The organism is Bradyrhizobium sp. Rc2d, assembly GCF_900099855.1.
GTDB lineage: Bacteria > Pseudomonadota > Alphaproteobacteria > Rhizobiales > Xanthobacteraceae > Bradyrhizobium.
Genome location: NZ_FNCU01000063.1, coordinates 1 through 16931, shown reverse-complemented (window position 1 = coordinate 16931; position 16931 = coordinate 1). Strand labels below are relative to the sequence as shown.

The 16931-nt window shown below is 59.2% G+C and carries 14 protein-coding genes and 1 pseudogene; 9 read left to right on the top strand and 6 right to left on the bottom strand.

Features of this window, described 5'->3' with window-relative positions; translation table 11 throughout:
- Nucleotides 1-72 precede the first annotated feature (72 nt).
- The 7 genes from BLV07_RS41010 to BLV07_RS40975 all read left to right on the top strand — a co-directional run bounded on the left by BLV07_RS41010 (nucleotide 73) and on the right by BLV07_RS40975 (nucleotide 5865).
- Nucleotides 73-570 carry a hypothetical protein gene (locus BLV07_RS41010; protein WP_091897914.1) on the top strand — a complete coding sequence of 166 codons (498 nt, stop codon included), beginning with the start codon at nucleotides 73-75 and terminating at the stop codon, nucleotides 568-570.
- Nucleotides 571-840: 270 nt separating this feature from the next.
- The gene (locus BLV07_RS41005) at nucleotides 841-2976 is read left to right on the top strand and encodes a hypothetical protein (protein ID WP_091897913.1); all 2136 of its coding nucleotides are present in this window, start codon (nucleotides 841-843) and stop codon (nucleotides 2974-2976) included.
- A gap of 192 nt (nucleotides 2977-3168) precedes the next feature.
- The gene (locus BLV07_RS41000) at nucleotides 3169-3642 is read left to right on the top strand and encodes a hypothetical protein (RefSeq protein WP_091897912.1); all 474 of its coding nucleotides are present in this window, start codon (nucleotides 3169-3171) and stop codon (nucleotides 3640-3642) included.
- A 553-nt stretch (nucleotides 3643-4195) separates the two neighbouring features.
- The gene (locus BLV07_RS48145; RefSeq protein ID WP_165405675.1) at nucleotides 4196-4372 is read left to right on the top strand and encodes a hypothetical protein; all 177 of its coding nucleotides are present in this window, start codon (nucleotides 4196-4198) and stop codon (nucleotides 4370-4372) included.
- Nucleotides 4373-4420: 48 nt separating this feature from the next.
- Nucleotides 4421-4639 (top strand): hypothetical protein, encoded by a 219-nt coding sequence (locus BLV07_RS40990; RefSeq protein ID WP_091897910.1) that lies wholly within the window; start codon nucleotides 4421-4423, stop codon nucleotides 4637-4639.
- Between the two features lie 85 nt (nucleotides 4640-4724).
- Nucleotides 4725-4913 carry a hypothetical protein gene (locus BLV07_RS40985; protein WP_130217015.1) on the top strand — a complete coding sequence of 63 codons (189 nt, stop codon included), beginning with the start codon at nucleotides 4725-4727 and terminating at the stop codon, nucleotides 4911-4913.
- A gap of 697 nt (nucleotides 4914-5610) precedes the next feature.
- Entirely contained in the window at nucleotides 5611-5865 is a 255-nt protein-coding gene (locus BLV07_RS40975) for a hypothetical protein (RefSeq protein ID WP_091897907.1), read from the top strand.
- A gap of 119 nt (nucleotides 5866-5984) precedes the next feature.
- On the opposite strand, the gene BLV07_RS40970 is transcribed toward BLV07_RS40975, so the two are convergent.
- The 3 genes from BLV07_RS40970 to BLV07_RS40955 form a co-directional block, all read right to left on the bottom strand.
- The gene (locus BLV07_RS40970; RefSeq protein ID WP_143035673.1) at nucleotides 5985-7322 is read right to left on the bottom strand and encodes an ATP-binding protein; all 1338 of its coding nucleotides are present in this window, start codon (nucleotides 7320-7322) and stop codon (nucleotides 5985-5987) included.
- A 324-nt stretch (nucleotides 7323-7646) separates the two neighbouring features.
- On the bottom strand, nucleotides 7647-7853 hold the full coding sequence (locus BLV07_RS40965; protein WP_091897960.1) for a cold-shock protein: 207 nt from the start codon (nucleotides 7851-7853) through the stop codon (nucleotides 7647-7649).
- A gap of 1345 nt (nucleotides 7854-9198) precedes the next feature.
- Nucleotides 9199-9483: a PilZ domain-containing protein gene (locus tag BLV07_RS40955; RefSeq protein WP_283806587.1), complete on the bottom strand. Its 285-nt coding sequence runs from the start codon at nucleotides 9481-9483 to the stop codon at nucleotides 9199-9201.
- 1353 nt (nucleotides 9484-10836) lie between these two features.
- On the opposite strand from BLV07_RS40955, the gene BLV07_RS48140 reads away from it, so the two are divergent.
- Nucleotides 10837-10989 (top strand): hypothetical protein, encoded by a 153-nt coding sequence (locus BLV07_RS48140; protein WP_176946098.1) that lies wholly within the window; start codon nucleotides 10837-10839, stop codon nucleotides 10987-10989.
- 229 nt (nucleotides 10990-11218) lie between these two features.
- On the opposite strand, the gene BLV07_RS40950 is transcribed toward BLV07_RS48140, so the two are convergent.
- From BLV07_RS40950 to BLV07_RS40945, 3 genes and pseudogenes are all read right to left on the bottom strand, one after another.
- A complete protein-coding gene (locus BLV07_RS40950; protein WP_244551394.1) occupies nucleotides 11219-14419 on the bottom strand; it encodes an AAA family ATPase in 3201 nt (1066 codons plus the stop codon).
- Nucleotides 14420-14437: 18 nt separating this feature from the next.
- Nucleotides 14438-14563 (bottom strand): annotated as a pseudogene (locus BLV07_RS50515) (double zinc ribbon domain-containing protein); the annotation flags it as partial.
- 200 nt (nucleotides 14564-14763) lie between these two features.
- The gene (locus tag BLV07_RS40945; RefSeq protein ID WP_091897903.1) at nucleotides 14764-15204 is read right to left on the bottom strand and encodes a YybH family protein; all 441 of its coding nucleotides are present in this window, start codon (nucleotides 15202-15204) and stop codon (nucleotides 14764-14766) included.
- Nucleotides 15205-16217: 1013 nt separating this feature from the next.
- Between BLV07_RS40945 and BLV07_RS40935 the strand changes: the two genes are divergently transcribed.
- On the top strand, nucleotides 16218-16601 hold the full coding sequence (locus tag BLV07_RS40935; protein WP_091897902.1) for a DUF1330 domain-containing protein: 384 nt from the start codon (nucleotides 16218-16220) through the stop codon (nucleotides 16599-16601).
- Nucleotides 16602-16931 lie beyond the last annotated feature (330 nt).

Genomic DNA, 16931 nt, shown 5'->3' with positions numbered 1-16931 from the left:
TATCAAGTTGCCATCATTAGAAGCACCTATGATGCACACTCCATGTATCACTAGCAAGGATTGGCCACGATCATGGTGAAGGATTCGAAAACGCGCCCGCCGGGATCCGGCGGCTTCCCGAAGCGCAAGCCGGCCCCAGCGGAGCCGCCGGACGGCAAGGGCAACCGCCTGACCCTGCGGATGCACCCGGACATCATGGAGATCCTGTCGGCCCGCGCCGTCGAGCGGGGCGTGTCGCGGAGCCACCTGGTCGAGCAGATCCTGGTCGGCTTCATGCGCGCCGACCCCCGCAATCCTAAGATGGACGCGGTCGGCCGCATCGTCGACAGCGCCGAGTCGCCGCTGGCGCTACGAGAGCGGGCGCCCCTGCAAGTGGCTGAGAAATGGCAGAAATTTGTGACAGCTCACGGAATTGTGATGGGATCGCCGCCGCCCCAGGATTGGCTAGATGACGCCGACACCTACTGGGACGCCCCATCGCACGACGCCCGCGGCCCCCAGACTGAAGAAGACATCCATGAGCGGGCGCAGCGCGGCCGGTGGTCCCGACGTAGGCAGCGCCTCGACTGAGAATTCTACTCTTGGAACGTCGTTCCGAGCCGAATCAATCGGTTAGGCGATCAGCCACTCGAAGACGACAATTCGAGTCTAGTAAGGTTCTCAAATCGGGACTTTCCGAGACTCGAATTGCTGACGCCAGCGACCTATGGCCTTCTTGGGCCCGGCGCCCCGGGGCGGCCGTGCTGTTCCATGCGATGTGCCACCAGTCCGCCAGATGTGTACTACCGAATCCTTGCAGGTTGCTGGCGTACCCCCTATGCTGTCCAGTGGATAGCTCGCATGGACACCGGCATCGCACTAAATTCCGAATCCTTGACGCACGCCTTTGCGGGTGGCGATTTCACGCGCCGCATCCCCGGTTTCGTGCTCGTCGACCGCCCGGATCGTTCCGAGGCCGGCCCGACGCTGGCCGAAGTGGCCGCCGGCATCGCCGATGCGGTCAAAGCACGGAAGAAGCCGAAGCGCGTTCCCGGCCCGCGCAAGAGCGGCCCCGGCACCGAAAAGCGGGACCCGAAGAAGCGCACCGCGGCCGATTTCGAGGCCCGCAGCGACGAGGTCGCCGAGGCCCGCGGTCAGCTTCGCGAAGCCCGCGCCAAGCGTGATGCCGAGCGCGAGATCGAAGAGGCCGCCGAGCGGGGCATGACGGTGGACGAGCTGCGCGCCGACAAGCAGCGCGAGTTCGAGGTCGCCGACAAAGCCATTCGGCAGGGATACGCGACCCCTGAGCAGATCAAGCTGGCCTACGACGTGGAGCGAGCTCAATACTTCGCCAAGCGGCGCGCAGAGGAATCGACCCGTAACGCCGCCGGCGCGTTCGAGTGGCCGGGCGGCGAAGTCACGGCGGGCTGCTACCGCGCGCCGTTCCAGAAGAAAGGCTTCAAGTCGAGCCTGCACCACCACTACAAGCGCTTCGCGGCATCTTGCGGCCGCGCCTACCGCCGCAACCTGCTCGCCGGCGACAAGAAGGACGGCTGCTGGAGACACTCGAAAAAGGTGTTCGCGCTCGATAGGATCTACGCGTTTTTCTGCGCCGTCTGCTTCGATATGTGGCGCATCGATATCGACCGCGATTTCGCTTCCTACGACGAGTTTCGGGCCTGGATCGACCACATCGTCCGCGAGCACGATCTGCCGTGCGCCCCGCATATCGTCTGCTGGATTCCGGACGACCGGCGCCCGGGCCAGGTGCTGCACCCCCACTTGTATTTCATCCTGCCCGATGACTCGGCGGTGTGGCCGCACTCCGAGCAGAGCCAGCACGACAAGCTCAAAGCCGTCATCGAGAAGACGCAGGAGGCGTTCGGCGGCGACAAGGGCGGCAACTGTCACCCGTTCTCCGGCAAGAACCCGCTGTCGTGGCTCGTCGAGAGCCGCATCGTCGAGCCCGAGCGCATGCCGGACCTCCAAGAGTGGTTCGAAGCCGTCGGCGGAGCGTTCGTTCCGAACAAGCCGCTCCCGGGCCTCGTCGCTGCCGCCATGGAGGCCGCTGCCCTGGGCGAAGAAAGCGGCGGATGGTTTCCGTGCGTCCGCGAGGCCGCTTTCGCCATGGCGAAGGAGATCCACAACGCCGGCAAGGCGAAGCTCGGTGACCGGAAGGCGTTCGCCGGCCAGATCGGCCAGGCGATCACCGATCCGCTGACGGAGGCGCTGCGGCCGACCGGCGAACAGGTCGCGAAGCTGGCCGCCCTGATCGTGCGCGTCGCCACGCACACAGCCACGACGTTCGACCCAAGCAAGATGGACAAGAAGAACCGGCGCCGGGGCGCAGCGGCACATCTGATCGAGCCGGTCATGACGCTCAAGGAGCGCTACGCCGTCGGCGGCGAGTTCTCCGGGCCGGTGCGGATCGAGAAGACCGTCGAGCTGCTCGCCGAGGCCATTCGCCTCGATCTGCTCTGCGGCCGGTCTCCGACGCGCGCCGACATTACGGCTAAGCGAATCCGGTGCGGCAAGACGGTCAACCGCCATTTCGATGCGGCCTATTCGCTCGCGAAATCAAGGATTCCCGCGTCGAAGATCAATGCGGGCAAGCCCTTGGAATTAAGGGCGCTGTTTCGGAGTAACCCTGCTTTCCCTGCTGATATCCTGGTCCCCGGCCCGGCCGAGGCGATGGTCTTCGCCGTGAAATCCGACCCGCCGGAGGCCTCAGCACCGGCAAGCACGGCCAAAACCATCGATCCTGACCCAGCCGACCTCCTCGGGACGACCGATTCTGACCAGGCCGACCCCGACGACTTCATCGTCGACGCGCTCCGTCGCATCGAGCACGCGAAGCGTCGGCGCCTGCGGCCCTCCGAAGTCCGCGCCGCGACGCAGACCCGTCAGCCTGGCTCGCTACTCGCAGCCTTCATGTCCTCCGGCATCAAGCGCTACCATCCGTCGATCAAGAATCCCGTGTTCCGGTCAGCCGCATAGCCATCGGGCCTCCGGCTCAACGCCTTCATCTCCTCCAGATCGTCGAAAACCGCCGGGCCATGCTGGCAGAGCCTGCGGCGCGCCGACGGCGAAGCTTCCGGCCTCGGCCTACAACCTCAAAGTTGACCCTTGCTGCGCAGCACCGGATAACCGCGCTCGGAGAGCCGGTCGGTCGGCGCAAGGGAGCATTCGATGGCGAAGATCCGAAGGAAACTCACGCAAGCTGACGTCGACAAGATCATGTTGATGAACGAGGCCTGCGGCACGTATTTTCAGCGTGACCCGGACAGGGCCGACGCCATCTTCGTGAAACCGCGTCGGCGCCAGCCAATCGAGGTCAGCCGAGCCAAGGCGAGGCTCAGGACGGCGCGCTGGCGCTCGGAGATGGACAGGCGCCGGGCACCGACCGTCGAACAAGTCGGAATGGCGCTCGCGGTGGCGCTGGCGACGACAAGCTGGCAGGACCGGTTGACCGGCGCAGACTATGACCTGATCCGCCGCGCACTCATGGACCTGGAAGCGCGCGGCTTCAGCATCGCGGAGGCGCGGAAAACGTTGCGCAGGCTCAGGATAAAACTCGTCGACCCGGGCGACCGCCAAGGCGAAGAGTCCGAGGGCTGCGGTCCGCCGGTCTGGCAGGACGAAAAGCACAAGTTGCCCTTCTAGACTAGCGCCGTATTCTGCGCGGCAGACCTTATCGAGTCGCCAGATCTCGTCATCGTTGGCATGGGCCGCACGCCACGCCTCGAAAATCTCCTCCTCGAGCCTCAGGAGCGCGCTGTCGTCGTCGGGCGAGGCCAGCGCGGTTGTGGACACGGTGGCCGTAGCGGCGCCGGCCGTAGCCGCCGCCAGCCACTTGGAAAATTGCCGGCGCGTAGTAGGTATTTGAATAGCCTGCGTCATGGATCACCACTCCCATGTTGTGGGTTAGGGCCGGCTCGGAAGTTCGCGCTTCCGTCCGGCCTGCTTTTTAGGTATACCCAAATCATGGCGAAGCCAATTAAGGTGCACCCAAAAAAGCGGCGAGGGCGGCCGGCCACCGGCAAGGATCCCCTTGTGAGCGCGCGGCTGCCAAAGCCCATGGTTGGCGAGATCGAAGCTTGGGCTGTCGTCAATAGCATTGGCCGCTCCGAGGCCATCCGCCGGCTGGTCGAGATAGGGTTAAAGGCCAAGAAATGACGGGGCTCACAAAAGACGCGGAGTTCGAGAGGAGGATAGAATGGGCGCCATTTCAATTCTGATCGGCGTTTTGATTATTGTCGTTGTTGGGGCAATCTGCTTTTGGGCGATCGACAGGTTCGCGCCGGACGGTCGACTAGCACAATTGCTGAAGCTCCTCGTGGTGCTCGTCTGCTTGGGCGCGATTGTGCAACGACTTCTGGCGCTAACCTATTAGCCGAAATAAGGCCACGGCCATCCGGCTGGTCGAGAAGGCGAAGGGCAAATGAGCCATGTGCTCGACATGCTCTCTGAGTTGCAGCTGCCTCACTGGCTGATCATCGCCGGCAGCGCTTTAGTCGCACTCGGCATTGTCGGCCTTATCATCAGGAGGGGCATTCGAGCCTCGAAAACCGAAGAGGATGATGCCACGACTCGTCCAGATCGGGCTGAAGTCGAACCCACGTCGCCGCCGGCAGCTCCCGAAACGCCCAGCAAACAATGATGCTGGCTGCGTTGCAGATCGAACTAGGTTGAGACGGCTCATCGATCGAGCTAAAGGCGAAGGGGAAATGACAGGCGAGGGGGAAATGACCAAACCGCTATATGGCGTGACCGACGCTGCCACCGGTCAAACCGTGTACATCAACCCGGACACCGTTCGATTTGTCCTTCCGAACGGACATCGAACGACACTCGTTTTCTCCGAAACTCACACATTGACCGTTACCGCAGACCTTCAGGCTTTGATTGACGGTGGTCTGTTCAAGATCCTCTGAGGAAGGCGCACCGCGGGATGTCTGACCCCCGGTTTTTTCGGGTGTCTCCGTTCGAGAACTGCTTCAGCGTGGCTGACCGCAATTATAGGGGAAAGTCGCCCCACGGCCTGTACCTGGAAGATCCAGCCGCGCTTACAGACCCCGCGTGAAATCCGTAATCGTGCCGGCGCACTCAGGCTGCCTGCGCTTCCGTGGTTGTCGAGCTCGGCGGCCGGGCCGCGTATGTCGCAGACTGGCGTTCCCAATTGTTGCTGGGAGTGCCCTCGTCATAGTCGAGGGTTTAGGTCTTCTCGTCCGGCGGATTAGAGGCTCCGAAAACCGACGAATAGATAGAATGATCTAATGGGTATTCAGACCTACGGGAATCATGCATCAATTGGTCTGATTTTTCAGTGACCCATTTTAAGATGCAAGCGAGGCCCCACATGGACAGGCCTGCGGTAGTTAAAACCATCACCGTGATACTCTACGGAGTCGCGTACCACGGGACATACTTTGTCCACAACTCGATCGTGTATGTTCAATCGACGTTCGGAAGCAAGGCAACTCAGCTGGGAACGTCGCCGCCGGAATTGGTTGCCAAACTCCTTCTTTCAGAACTCGTCCGAGAGAGGGTGCCGGCCACCGACCGCTAGTGCTCCGAGAGCCGAGCTAACAACCAATCCAGTGACGTCGCAAATCACACGAGAGGGCATTGATGCCTACTTCAAAGACTGCCGAACATCGTGAGGTGGGCGCGAAAATTACGGATCAGGAAAGCGCGATCAAACAGCTATTGCGGCGCGCAGCCAACGGTACCCGTCCCTTTTCAGTAGTTCCTCACGCCCGCGAGACGGACGCGAACCGCGAGTTTGGGGCGGACCGCGACGCGGACGCCGTCGTATGGTTCCTCATTGCCCTCCCGATATTCATGATCGCCCACGCTATGTGCGTGAAGATTGGCGCCATTTAGCTTTCGGCAGGATTGGAATTGACTTAGCGGCCCCTGCGTCGGAACCGACGTCATGGTATCTCTCTTGCTGCGGAAAGCGAGCGTCCGGCCGGCGCGGGCGGACACGGCTCTTCGAGATGTCAAGCCGCGCTAACTTTGGTAGCAAGCTCCGGAAAAGCGATCATGCTAAGCTGCGACGTTACATTTCTTCCCACTGTGTAGCAGTACAGTGCGCTCGGTGTAACTGCCACAGGCCGACCGTCCAGTTCGGTGACGCTCGAAGTTGTTTTTGTTGTGAAGAATGCCGATCGTATCGACTTGTGCTTTTGGATCAGCGTCAAGATCGATCTCGTTTCTTCGGCGAAGTGATCCGCAATGCGATCTGACCATTTGATCTCGCCAACCCAGTCCGGCCTGCCGTCCGCTCCAGAGAGATACACCACATCAACCTCGCCCTCGTTTCTCCAACGCGCGTAACGCAACTGCCGAAATGCAATTGCGTGTTGCCATTGGGAGATGATTGCGGATTCGGCGAGATGGCCGATTTTGTCGGTCTCGGTCGTTTTCACTGGCGCGAACAGGGCCGCTCTCATTGAAGGGTTGTTGAGATAGACCTTGAAATTCCTCTCCCTTTGCAGCGTCCGACAGTTGTCGTCGACAGTTGTTAGCTTGATGATCAGGAATGCGCTTTCAAGGTATTCAATATACCTCTTGATCGTAGGTTTCGTTATTCCCGAACTTTTCGATATGCTCTCCAGGTTCACCTCGTTTCCGGCATTGTACGCGAGAACGGAGAACAATCTGTTCAGTTCGGTGATGTCGTTTATCCCATAGAGGCTCGGGAGATCCTTCAAAAGGACCTTATCGATAATGTCATTGCGGATGAACTGTTCAGCGCTCTCTCGGACTTCTTGATTGAGCACTGCCTCTGGATAGCCTCCGTAGTTCAGGTAGTCGATGAATCGTTCATTGAGTACGGAAATCTCTCTTGCTGAATACACCGGTCGGTCGGACCGGCTATCGACCTCAATCAACTGCTCGTCGACGCCGGAGAACAGCAGGAATTCATAGAAAGTTAGCGGCGGCAGCATGAATTCCGAAAAGCGGCCAGCGCCAGACTCTCGGCTCTTCAGTCGAAGAGCGGCTGCGGCAGATCCAGAAGCGATAAACTTTATGTTGGGATACGAGTCCACCAAGTCTTTAAGATGGACCTCCCAGTCGGGAAGGTATTGGATCTCGTCGAAAATTATGATGCCAGTCTCTTTGGCGTCAGGCAAAAAGCTGAGGAACTTTTCGAGCGGCATGCGCGAATACACAGGCGCATCGATACTCGCATACAGAATCGATTTTGGATCAGCGCCTGATCCGAGAGCCTCGGCAATGATCTGCCTCAGCATTACCGTCTTGCCCACCCGGCGCGGGCAGTGGTGCAACCCACGCGGCAGACCTGCGGGTTCCGCAGCAAGGCGCGCAAACAAAATGGGCTGCCGTGATCGCCACGAGCGGCCCAAGTAATCAGGGGGAAACGCCTTAGAGCGGCCAGAGCTATTTCGGGCGGACTGCCGGATGGGACTAAAGTGCCTCCGTCTCCAAGCATCGCGATCGGCCGTACCGCGGCGGCCGGCAGAAGCACTGGACCAAGGTGAAAAACGGAGCCACACGCAATGGTCCGCGAGCTGTGAACCTCTGGATTGAGACAATCAAGGCGACCAAGCGGCGGCGGCATTGGCTCGGCACTGCGCGCCTGCACATGCGGCGGTGACCCGGGGAATCCTGACGGAGGGCTTTGACAGGTCTTCCCGTCAGCCGATCTGCAGATTTTCAGCAGACATCTTGCCCGAGCGCCCCGCCATCAGCTCGTAGCTGATCCGCGCGCCCTCAGCCAAGTCCGTATACCCGGCTTTCTCGACGGCGCTGATGTGCACGAAGACGTCTGAGCCACCGTCATCAGGCTGAATAAAGCCATAGCCTTTGGTCGCGTTAAACCACTTCACTTTACCGATCGCCACTTGCAAGTCTCCGAATCAAAAAAGATTTCCTCATGGTGGGAGGGTAGCCTGTCCACGGACGCCCGACTGTACGATTTCCGACATAGGAACGAGCGGCCACCGTAGCGCGTCCCCAATCCGCGCTTAACGCGCCCGAGAGCAACAGCTCGCCGTTTCGGAAAAAGCACTCCAAATTCCCACGCAAAGACGGCCCCGGCGAGGGGAGCTATGAGAGGCCGGGGCCGCTGGAGGTGGTGCTTGGTCCTCGGGCTACCAAGGGCCAAGCGAAAACGAGCCTACTCACAGCTCACCGCGTTGCTCTGTTCGCTTTAGCACTGTTCCGGGCAGGAACTTTAAGGAGATTCGTAAAATCCCTCTGCAAGCGCCACGCGGTCGAGCGCGGCTGGCTCGAAGCTTCACGAGAGCGGCACCTATATGCGGGCTCTTGAGACGGACACCGCGACCTGAGAACCGGATGTTTGCCCCCGCCGCATCATCTACACTGCCCCATGCACCGCGACCTCAAAGAGATGCTCATCGGCTCAGCCGGCATAATCTTGTTCGGCATCGTTATAATAAACTCGCCGCCATTTGCCCGTTTTATAGACGAGTCTTTCTTTTCCTACATTCGAATGGTTTGGGATCTACTGCGCTCTCTGGTGACTCCCTAGGAGGAGCCCGCCAGCGTGAACCAGCGGGTCGCTCCGCCCTAGTGGGGTATCGTGGCGAACGGTACAAAGGTTCCCAATTAACTTAGGACAAGAAAACCTCAGAAGGTTCGCGGTTCCACATGCGAAATGACTCGCGCCCCCTGTCAATTTCGTCATTTTTTCTTCGGCAATCTCGCCCTGTGTGACTCCGGCCAGACGGGCGTAGGGCCAGAGCAGAGCAGCAACTCTCTGAAGCATGGTTTGAGGTGATCGGAGCGGCAGCGTAAAAAGAAGGATCAGTCCCGTTTAGGTCGTCCCGAAACCGCCGATACCGTCGCGGCGCCGGCTCAAGGTTCGACAAGTCGTTTTCGCCGAGAATCGTATGAACGAGTTTGTCGTTCACGACCTTCTCCATCACATACCGCACAAGCTTGGAGCGAGAAATTCCACGCTCCTTTGCTGCCTTTTGCAGATACTCGACTTCCAAAGGAATGACGATGTTCTTGACGACCACTATCTGCCCTCGCGTGCCTTCTTGCTCTGTTTCCTTTGGGATGTGCGGCAAACTTGGTGAGAATTGGGGCGCACTGTGACGTTAAACCAATGTATAGGGGCGCATTCCTCCTCTACTGGGAGTCCGCATAGTACACCCTTAACGACTCGCGCAAGACTGAAGAAACGTACAGTCATCGCTAACGTAAACGACACCCGCAAGACTACTGGTGATCGACGTTATCCACGTCGGCATGGCTCGGAGCAGCATCAAAAGAAACACCAATGCGATTTTGCATGGCCCAAACCAGGCGGCATTTCCTTACTGAACGGTCACGTTCAAGCATGAGTTCGAACCGAGGACGTGCGAGACTCGCGTCCCGGAGTTCGATAGCGGCGCCCTGGTCAGACAGGTTTACGACGCGGCACCTGATGCTCGAGCCATCCCCAAACATGATCGCGGGTTCGTCAACTTCCTCGCGGAGGGCCTTCCTTCGTTCTTCAACCAACTGACCATCCTTCAGCAGTCATCCTGCGATGGAGCGGGAATTGTGAACGGCAGATAGAAGAACGGACCGCCGTAATGGCGCGCCTATCCAGGTCGGATCTGCTTGCGAAAGCCCCAAAATGCAATGGCAACAAGGGCCACTGCGCCAATTCCCAGCAATACCAGAACCGTTTCCAGCATCACGAATCAGTCTCCACCCGTGAGTAGCATACACGGAGTGGCCGCCCTGTCATAAACCTGCGGCATGACCATTGCATAGTTCAAACCAACTGGGATTTCAGCGCTCAGTTAGAGAATAGGCGCTGCCGGGACGACGTATTTCGAGCCCGGCAACGCTTTTTTCACTTGTCTTCCCTTTGCGCGATTCGCGCGGCGCAAGTTGTTTCAAGGAAGCGGGATATTTGGCGCATGGCATACGACGCAGCAACAATACATATGCTCCGCGACGTTCTAGATGAAGTTCTCTCCAGCCCGTCGTTCACTCGTCAGCGGCACCGCTCTGCGGTGGAGGTTGCCGAGCGCATCCTCTGGCTCGCTTCGCAAGGAGAACGTGAACCAAGCACTATCAGACGCCGCCTCGTAAAAGAGTTTTTGGCATCCGCTACCGGCTAGGGCCACCGGCCCGACGAATTTCAGCTTCGCTGGACCGAATGGCGCCATGTATCAGCCGCCATCAGGCCCGAATCAGGATCGCAAATTCAGCAGGTCGGGGGTTTCGATCGATTTCCAGCGCTGGTGCGAACGAGCTCCCGTCTCCCGCTCCATTGCTATTCAGCCCCCAGCCCCAGCGGTGGAGCGGGGCCTTCTCTTCGCCACCACACGTTTGGCCTAACCGCACCATCCCTGCCGCGGTGGACAGCGCGTGACGCTGCAGACATACGGGCGCGCCAAGCCCTCGCCGATTAGTGTCTGTCCGACGTCACGGCCACCGACGGTGAGCGAGCCGCACAGCCGGCCGAAATTGCAGCGCGATGTACCCTCTTCGCCCGGCCTGCACGCGCAGGCAACCCGCTGCAGGCGCGTTTCGCCGCTGGCGATAAGCTCCCGCAGCCTGCGGGTCGCGAGCTCGGCGCGGCACCGCTCGTCATCACAGTGGGCCCTATCCCCCCGCTCCGGCGTATCGAACCCCACGATGTCATTCGGCCTGCAAAATTTGAACGCCGATTGACACTGTGGCGGCACCACGCGCGGGTGACGCCAACGGGCAAAGTCCTGATGCGCCGTATCATCAACGCTCTGAAGACCATCCCGAGATAACCCCAAGGATAGAAATGCGTCTGATTGCTCTTCTGGCCCTCCCGTTGCTCGCTGGCTGCGCGGCTCGCACCCCTACGTCGAGCCGCCGGTCGTCGACATGGCCGGCGTCGACCAGACCCGCTACAACACCGATCTCTCGGCCTGCACTAACGAGAAGATCGCCCGCACCGCGGACACGCTCTGGACCAACGATATGATTTCACAGTGCATGGAGCGGAAGGGCTACAAAGTGCTCGCGCACAAGGGCTGATCCACGGAAGACTTGTCGGACGCCCGCCACACTGTTACCCAGCTGCATTACTTCTTGGGCGTCACAGATTTACACGTCCTATGCGTTACCTGAACCGATTCGGAAGTCGCGGGAGTTTATCAGTAGTCGTAAAGAATTGCGCTTTGCTCTGGACGCAAACTTAGAGGCGAGTCTCAGCGGGCATCTCCGGATCCTCGATCTAAGTGCTGATTGCGATCGCCATATCTGGTTAGCACGGACGGTCGCACGACGATTTGGTGAGCAGCCTCTTGGCTTCCTTGAGATCGGGCGTATCGAACCCTTCAGTGAACCAGCTGTAGATTCCTGCGAGAAGATCTCGATGAGTGTCGGTGAAGCGTCCCACCTCATGCCACAGTCGCGCGAGACTGATGGCAGCCCGCAATTCGAAGGACTTGGCATTCTGGTCACGGGCGATTGCAAGCGCCGCTTGGAAGTGACCCTCCACCTCGGCTGGCGAGGCGCCCTGCATGCGCCGGAGTTGGCCCTCTATTCGCCTGAGCTCCGCCTCCCAAGTGTGCTCGTCGATACGCGTTGCCAAATCCCTGGCTTCCGCGAGGGCGGCCAAGCCTTCTTCGGTGCGACCCTGCTTCAGGGACGTCGCCGCCAGCATGCACAGGTACCGATTCTGCCACCAACTGACACCGATGGACAGGCGCTCCTTGGAATTCTGATGCATCAACGCGAGGCCCTCCTCGCCGGCTCCTGCTTCAGCTATAGCCCAGCCCCTCAGGATCAGCCCGCTGAACCGGAAGTAGCGTAGGTTGTGCTGATCGGCGAGTTCGATAATCGCGTCGGCATGAGCGCGCACAGCGCCTGAGTCGAAAAGTAGTTCGTCAAGTCCGGCTCCGCTATAAATCTTCACGTGAGTGTTGAGAGTGGCCTGGTTTAAGTCGGCCGCATATTCGAACGCTTTTCCTTGCCAGGTTCGCGCCTGCTCCGGGTACCCTAGAATCCAGTAAATGACGGGCAGATATGCGATCGCATAAAATTTCGGATCATGGATGTAATGCACGGGCGGGGGGCGGTGCCGGTTCGAATCATAGATCTGCAGGATCGTCTCGAACGCGGATCGGGCCTCGTCGAACGCCCCGAAGTGCATGGCGTTCAGCCCGGCTAATCGGTAACTCACCAGCTCAAGCGCTTCATCGGCCATTTGCTTGGATGTGCGCCGTGCCTCGTCGGCTAGTTGCCGCATCATGTGATGATCGCCACGCACGCCGTGAAAGGCCCACTGACCGCTGAGAGTTGCGAACAGGGCGCCCGCGTCCCTGAGTCGTTCTCCTAAAAGGCGTGCGCGGCTAAAGGCTACACCTGTTTCCGGAGCCGCGTAGCCGTAGACTGCGATCAACGGCGTTCCGATCGTGCTCTGTACGTTGAGTTCCTGCCGATCACGCTCAGGACTCTCCGGAAGCATTTTCAGCGACTCGAGCGCTCGAGATAGATGCCTAATCGCCTCCAGATTGGCGGAGCGCTCGGCGCTTTGTCTTCCCGCCTTGAGCCAATAATCGGCGGCACGATTCGGCTGCTCCGCTTCGGAAAAGTGGTGTCCCAACACTTCCGGCTCGCGAGCCACCCGATCCGGAAAGCGCTCTTCGAGCACCTTCGCGATCCGCGCGTGAAATTGCTGTCGCGTCCGGCGCAACAGGGTGCCATAGGCAGCATCTTGCACGAGTGCGTGCTTGAACAGGTAGGATGCCTCGGGCGCTGTACCGCGGCTGAAGACCAGACCCGTCGCGGTGAGTTGGCTTACGCCGGCGCGCAATTCCGGCTCCTTTAGCGATGACACCGCAGCCAGCAGTTCGTAGGAGAACTCTCGCCCAATAGTCGCACCGATCTGGGCAAGCTCCTTTGCCGGGCCGAGCCGGTCGAGGCGAGCCATGAGCGAGGCGTGCAGGGTAGCAGGAATAGTGTGCGAGGGCGTGCTGGACAGCGTACTTGCCGCTTCGGGTCCATGGACGCCAGCTTCGACCACGGCCTTCGTTAACTCCTCGACAAAGAGCGGCACGCCATCCGTGCGTTCCGCAATTTCATTGACTATTTCCGACGGCATTTCCCCGTTGCCCACGATCGTTTCGATCAGCGCCGAGACATTGTTCTGATCGAGCCGCCCCAATGCCATCATAGTGACGTGCGGCTGGCCGACCCAGGGTGGGTCGAACTCGGGCCGGAAGGTCATGAGGAGCAGCACCGGTAATCGGCGGACAAGCTCAACTGTCCGATCCATCACCTCGAGGCTCGTCGGATCGCTCCAATGCATATCCTCGAAGATTTGCAACACAGGCTGCTGCTTAGACAGACCGTTGAGCTGCCGCAGAAGCGCGTCAATCGTCTTCTGCTTACGCTGTGGTGGGCTAAGGCGGAGCTCCGGATGCCCTCTGATATCGGGCAACAATAGCAAGTCTGCAATGAGTCGGTTGTCTTCTGCCGCAGTCATTGCACGCGAAAGCAGAGCATCGAGCTTTTCGGCTCGTGTCCGCGCGTCATCGTCACGCTGAAATGCGGCGGCTCGTTCGAGCTGATGGATGAGCGGATAGAATGCGCTATCCGTGTGATGGGGCGAACAAAAATAGCGCAATCGGGTGTGTGGTTCCTTGCCAATCCGTCCGAGAAGCGCGGCTGCCACGCGCGACTTGCCAATTCCTGCTTCGCCGGATATCAGCACAACTTGGCCGCTGCCGCCCTTCGCCCTCTCCCATCGACGAAGCAGTAGTTCCATCTCCTCATCGCGACCAACGAGCGGCGTAAGGTCCGTCGCGTGAAGCGCCTCGAATCGACTGTCAACGGCGCTCAATCCAACGACTCGGTATGCGTGGACAGGTTGGGCAAAGCCTTTGACCTGCACTTTTCCCAGGTCGCGGTATTCGAACAAATTTCCGAGAAGCAGGCGTGTCTGTGGGCCAATCACGACAGCGTCAGGCTCTGCCAAGGCTTGCAGTCGAGCGGCCAGATTTGGCGTTTCGCCAACAATCCCGCGCTCTTGCACCTCACCGGCCCCAATCAGATCTCCGATGACCACGAGCCCGGTTGCGATGCCGATGCGCACTTGAAGTCGACCAGGTGCTTGGAGCTGGCCGACCGCCTCGACCAAGGCCAGGCCGCTCCGCACGGCTCGTTCCGCATCATCCTCGTGCGCCTGCGGGTAGCCAAAGTAAATCAAGACGCCATCGCCCATGTACTTCGCGACGTAGCCGCCCAAACCGCTAACTGCTTCTGCAACACACCTATGATACGCGTTGATCACGTCATGGAGGTCTTCAGGGTCGAGCTGAGTCGCGAGGACAGTAGAGCCGACAAGATCGCTGAACATCACTGTGACTTGCCGGCGCTCTGCCGAGAATGTGGACGGCACGGTTGCTTGCGGTGGCGTTGGGGATATCTCTACCGATGCGCCGGACGTACCGGCGTTCATCTGGTTGCCGCATTTTCCACAGAACTTCGCGTGTGGAGGATTCGAGTGATTACAAGACGGACATGCAACGGGCAAAGAGGCACCGCACTCGATGCAGAACTTACTGCCGTCCGGAACGACCGCCTTGCAGGTCGAACACTCCATACGACACCTAATTCAGATTTGGCCGGTCGCGAGCCTCAGAGGGAGGCACTGACAGAGCGCTCCGATGGGGGACTCCTGCAAGCCGGCTGCCAAATGCTGATTCAACTGCGCGGCGAGTCGGCTCAACGCCGGCAGCCCAGTTCTCTTGCCCGCAAATACCCGCGTGCCCGGGGAGCCCGCTGGTTACGACGCGAAAACTTTCAATTGAAGGTATGCAGCCTCAGCTTGAGCGAGCCATCAGCCTGGCGCTCGAAGACGTGTGTAGCAATGCCGCCGAGAGTCTGCGGCGCGCCATCCGCTCCCTTACCCTTGGCACTCCAGTTCGCCGTTGCATAAACGATCTTATCATCCCCACCAGCGTCGATAATATCCAGTGTGTGGTTGGTAACACCGTTTGCAAAGAAACCGGCGAAGAACTTCTCGATTTCAGCGGGCCCGGACACAACCGCGTGGGTCGGTGGCAGAATCTTGGCGCTCGGGAGGTACGCGGAAGCAACGGCCTTAGCGTCCCCCTTGTTGAAGGCCGCGTTGAATGCCTCGTAAGCCGCCGCAACATCACTCTTGAGATCGGCCGCGTGCGACCCAATCGGATTGGCCATCAACACGCAGAGCACTAGCACAAAGACCTGAGCAAGGCGCATGGAACCCTCCCTCGGCTGGCCTTACAGGGTATCGAGTCGCACCCAAAACGGTCCATCCGGAAAAATACGGGACGTCTTTAGCGCTTTAACGCTAACTGGCTCCAAGTCCGACACGCCGAGCTACCGGCGATCGCCGTTCGCGAGGCCCAGCCCAGGACTACCACGAGACCCAGATCCTTTGGTCGATCGGAACAAGGTCGGACCCAATAGCTGCCGTTCATGCATGTCCGGATGTGGCCCTTCGCGACATATTGCACCGTCAGGCATGCTCGGTCGCTAACGGGGTTTAGCGGACATAGACAGGCCACCGTCAATCGCAAAGGGCGACGCTCGTGACCCAACTCGGACCTCCCGAAATGTCTCCCAACCTTACCGCCTCCTTGGCGACATTGGTCGCAAATCCTCGCGGTGCTAGTCTCCGACCAGACGGTTGCAAGAGACAAGCTAGTCAGGAGGAACAAGATGGTTCGGAGGCTCGCGATAAGTGCCGTTCTGGCGAAACCACCGTCGTCGATCTCGGGCCCGAAATCGAAGGCATGGCAGGCCGACAACTGCGGATGCGCGTGCTCACCATCGAGCCAGGTGGCTATATCGGCTTACATAGCCACGAGGACCGACCCGCCGTGGTCTATTTCATGCAAGGAACTGACGAGGTCGGACGCCGATGGCAGCAAAAGAATCATGCATGCCGGCGACACATCAACGGCCACCAAGGATACGACGCACTACCACCGCAATATCGGAAATGACAATGTCGTCCTGATTGCGGTTGATGTGTTCCATCCTGCTGCCAAGTAAGTTTCGACATCGTCGAAACGAATTGCGCCGAGCGGACCTCGGCAGCTATTTGTACTTGTGACCCTGAACGGACACGCTGTTGCCGCCACCCGCTGTTTGCTGACTTTGAAGACGCTTCCATCACGTGCTAGGACGGCTGTCCGCACATTGACCCTAGGTGTTCTGACCTCTTAAATTGACACGCGATAACTTAATTTCTTCGCTGGGAAACTCCCATGAAGGCTTACAGAATCGTTTTGGGAATGCTTGCGAGTTTTGGACTTGGTGCGGGAATAGTTGAAGGACTTCATGCCCAAGCATCGCCACCCGCCTATGTAATCTCGGAAATTGATGTAACTAATCCAGATGCTTACGCAAAAGAATACGTGCCGCTTGCGAACAAGGCTCTGGCCGACAGCGGCCAAAAGCGGCTCGTATCGGGTGGTAGAACGATTTCGCTCTCTGGTGCACCGCCAGCATCGCGCATCGTTCTGTCAATGTTTGAAAACTTAGAAAAAGCCAAAGCAGCCTATAGTTCGCCAGCGTATCTGGAAGCTCGTAAGATTGGCGACCAATATGGTAAGTTACGAATCTTCGCTGTTGAAGGCATTCCGCAATAGGGCAACAGCGCCTTTCGCTCCAAGGTTTAAGCTCAGCATCGAATGTCGCATGTTGGCCCCAAGCAGTTGTTGGAGGATGTCTGCTATTCCGCCGCTGTCAGGGGATAAACAGACATTCGGCGAACGGGCGTCTCATCCGTTCGCATTGACGACACGGCTGATTGGGTCAGGCGAGGGAATAGTTTTGCAAACAGGGCTGGACACCCGAACAATAAAATAATCCGTCAGGCCAATCGTAAGCGCTTAGCCGCCACCCTATTGATGCTGGCTTGACGTTTTGCGGAATCGCCATGGCATTAAGTCGTCGATTTCGCTTTGGGGATGGCCGGC

Bases quoted from the DNA above. Each gene is read 5' to 3' on its own strand.
- BLV07_RS48145 (WP_165405675.1), top strand. From the start codon at position 4,196: ATGGGCGCCATTTCAATTCTGATCGGCGTTTTGATTATTGTCGTTGTT.
- BLV07_RS41010 (WP_091897914.1), top strand. From the start codon at position 73: ATGGTGAAGGATTCGAAAACGCGCCCGCCGGGATCCGGCGGCTTCCCG.
- BLV07_RS41000 (WP_091897912.1), top strand. From the start codon at position 3,169: ATGGCGAAGATCCGAAGGAAACTCACGCAAGCTGACGTCGACAAGATC.
- BLV07_RS40935 (WP_091897902.1), top strand. From the start codon at position 16,218: ATGAAGGCTTACAGAATCGTTTTGGGAATGCTTGCGAGTTTTGGACTT.
- BLV07_RS40985 (WP_130217015.1), top strand. From the start codon at position 4,725: ATGACCAAACCGCTATATGGCGTGACCGACGCTGCCACCGGTCAAACC.
- BLV07_RS40990 (WP_091897910.1), top strand. From the start codon at position 4,421: ATGAGCCATGTGCTCGACATGCTCTCTGAGTTGCAGCTGCCTCACTGG.
- BLV07_RS40945 (WP_091897903.1), bottom strand. From the start codon at position 15,204: ATGCGCCTTGCTCAGGTCTTTGTGCTAGTGCTCTGCGTGTTGATGGCC.
- BLV07_RS41005 (WP_091897913.1), top strand. From the start codon at position 841: ATGGACACCGGCATCGCACTAAATTCCGAATCCTTGACGCACGCCTTT.
- BLV07_RS40950 (WP_244551394.1), bottom strand. From the start codon at position 14,419: ATGAACGCCGGTACGTCCGGCGCATCGGTAGAGATATCCCCAACGCCA.
- BLV07_RS48140 (WP_176946098.1), top strand. From the start codon at position 10,837: ATGGCCGGCGTCGACCAGACCCGCTACAACACCGATCTCTCGGCCTGC.
- BLV07_RS40975 (WP_091897907.1), top strand. From the start codon at position 5,611: ATGCCTACTTCAAAGACTGCCGAACATCGTGAGGTGGGCGCGAAAATT.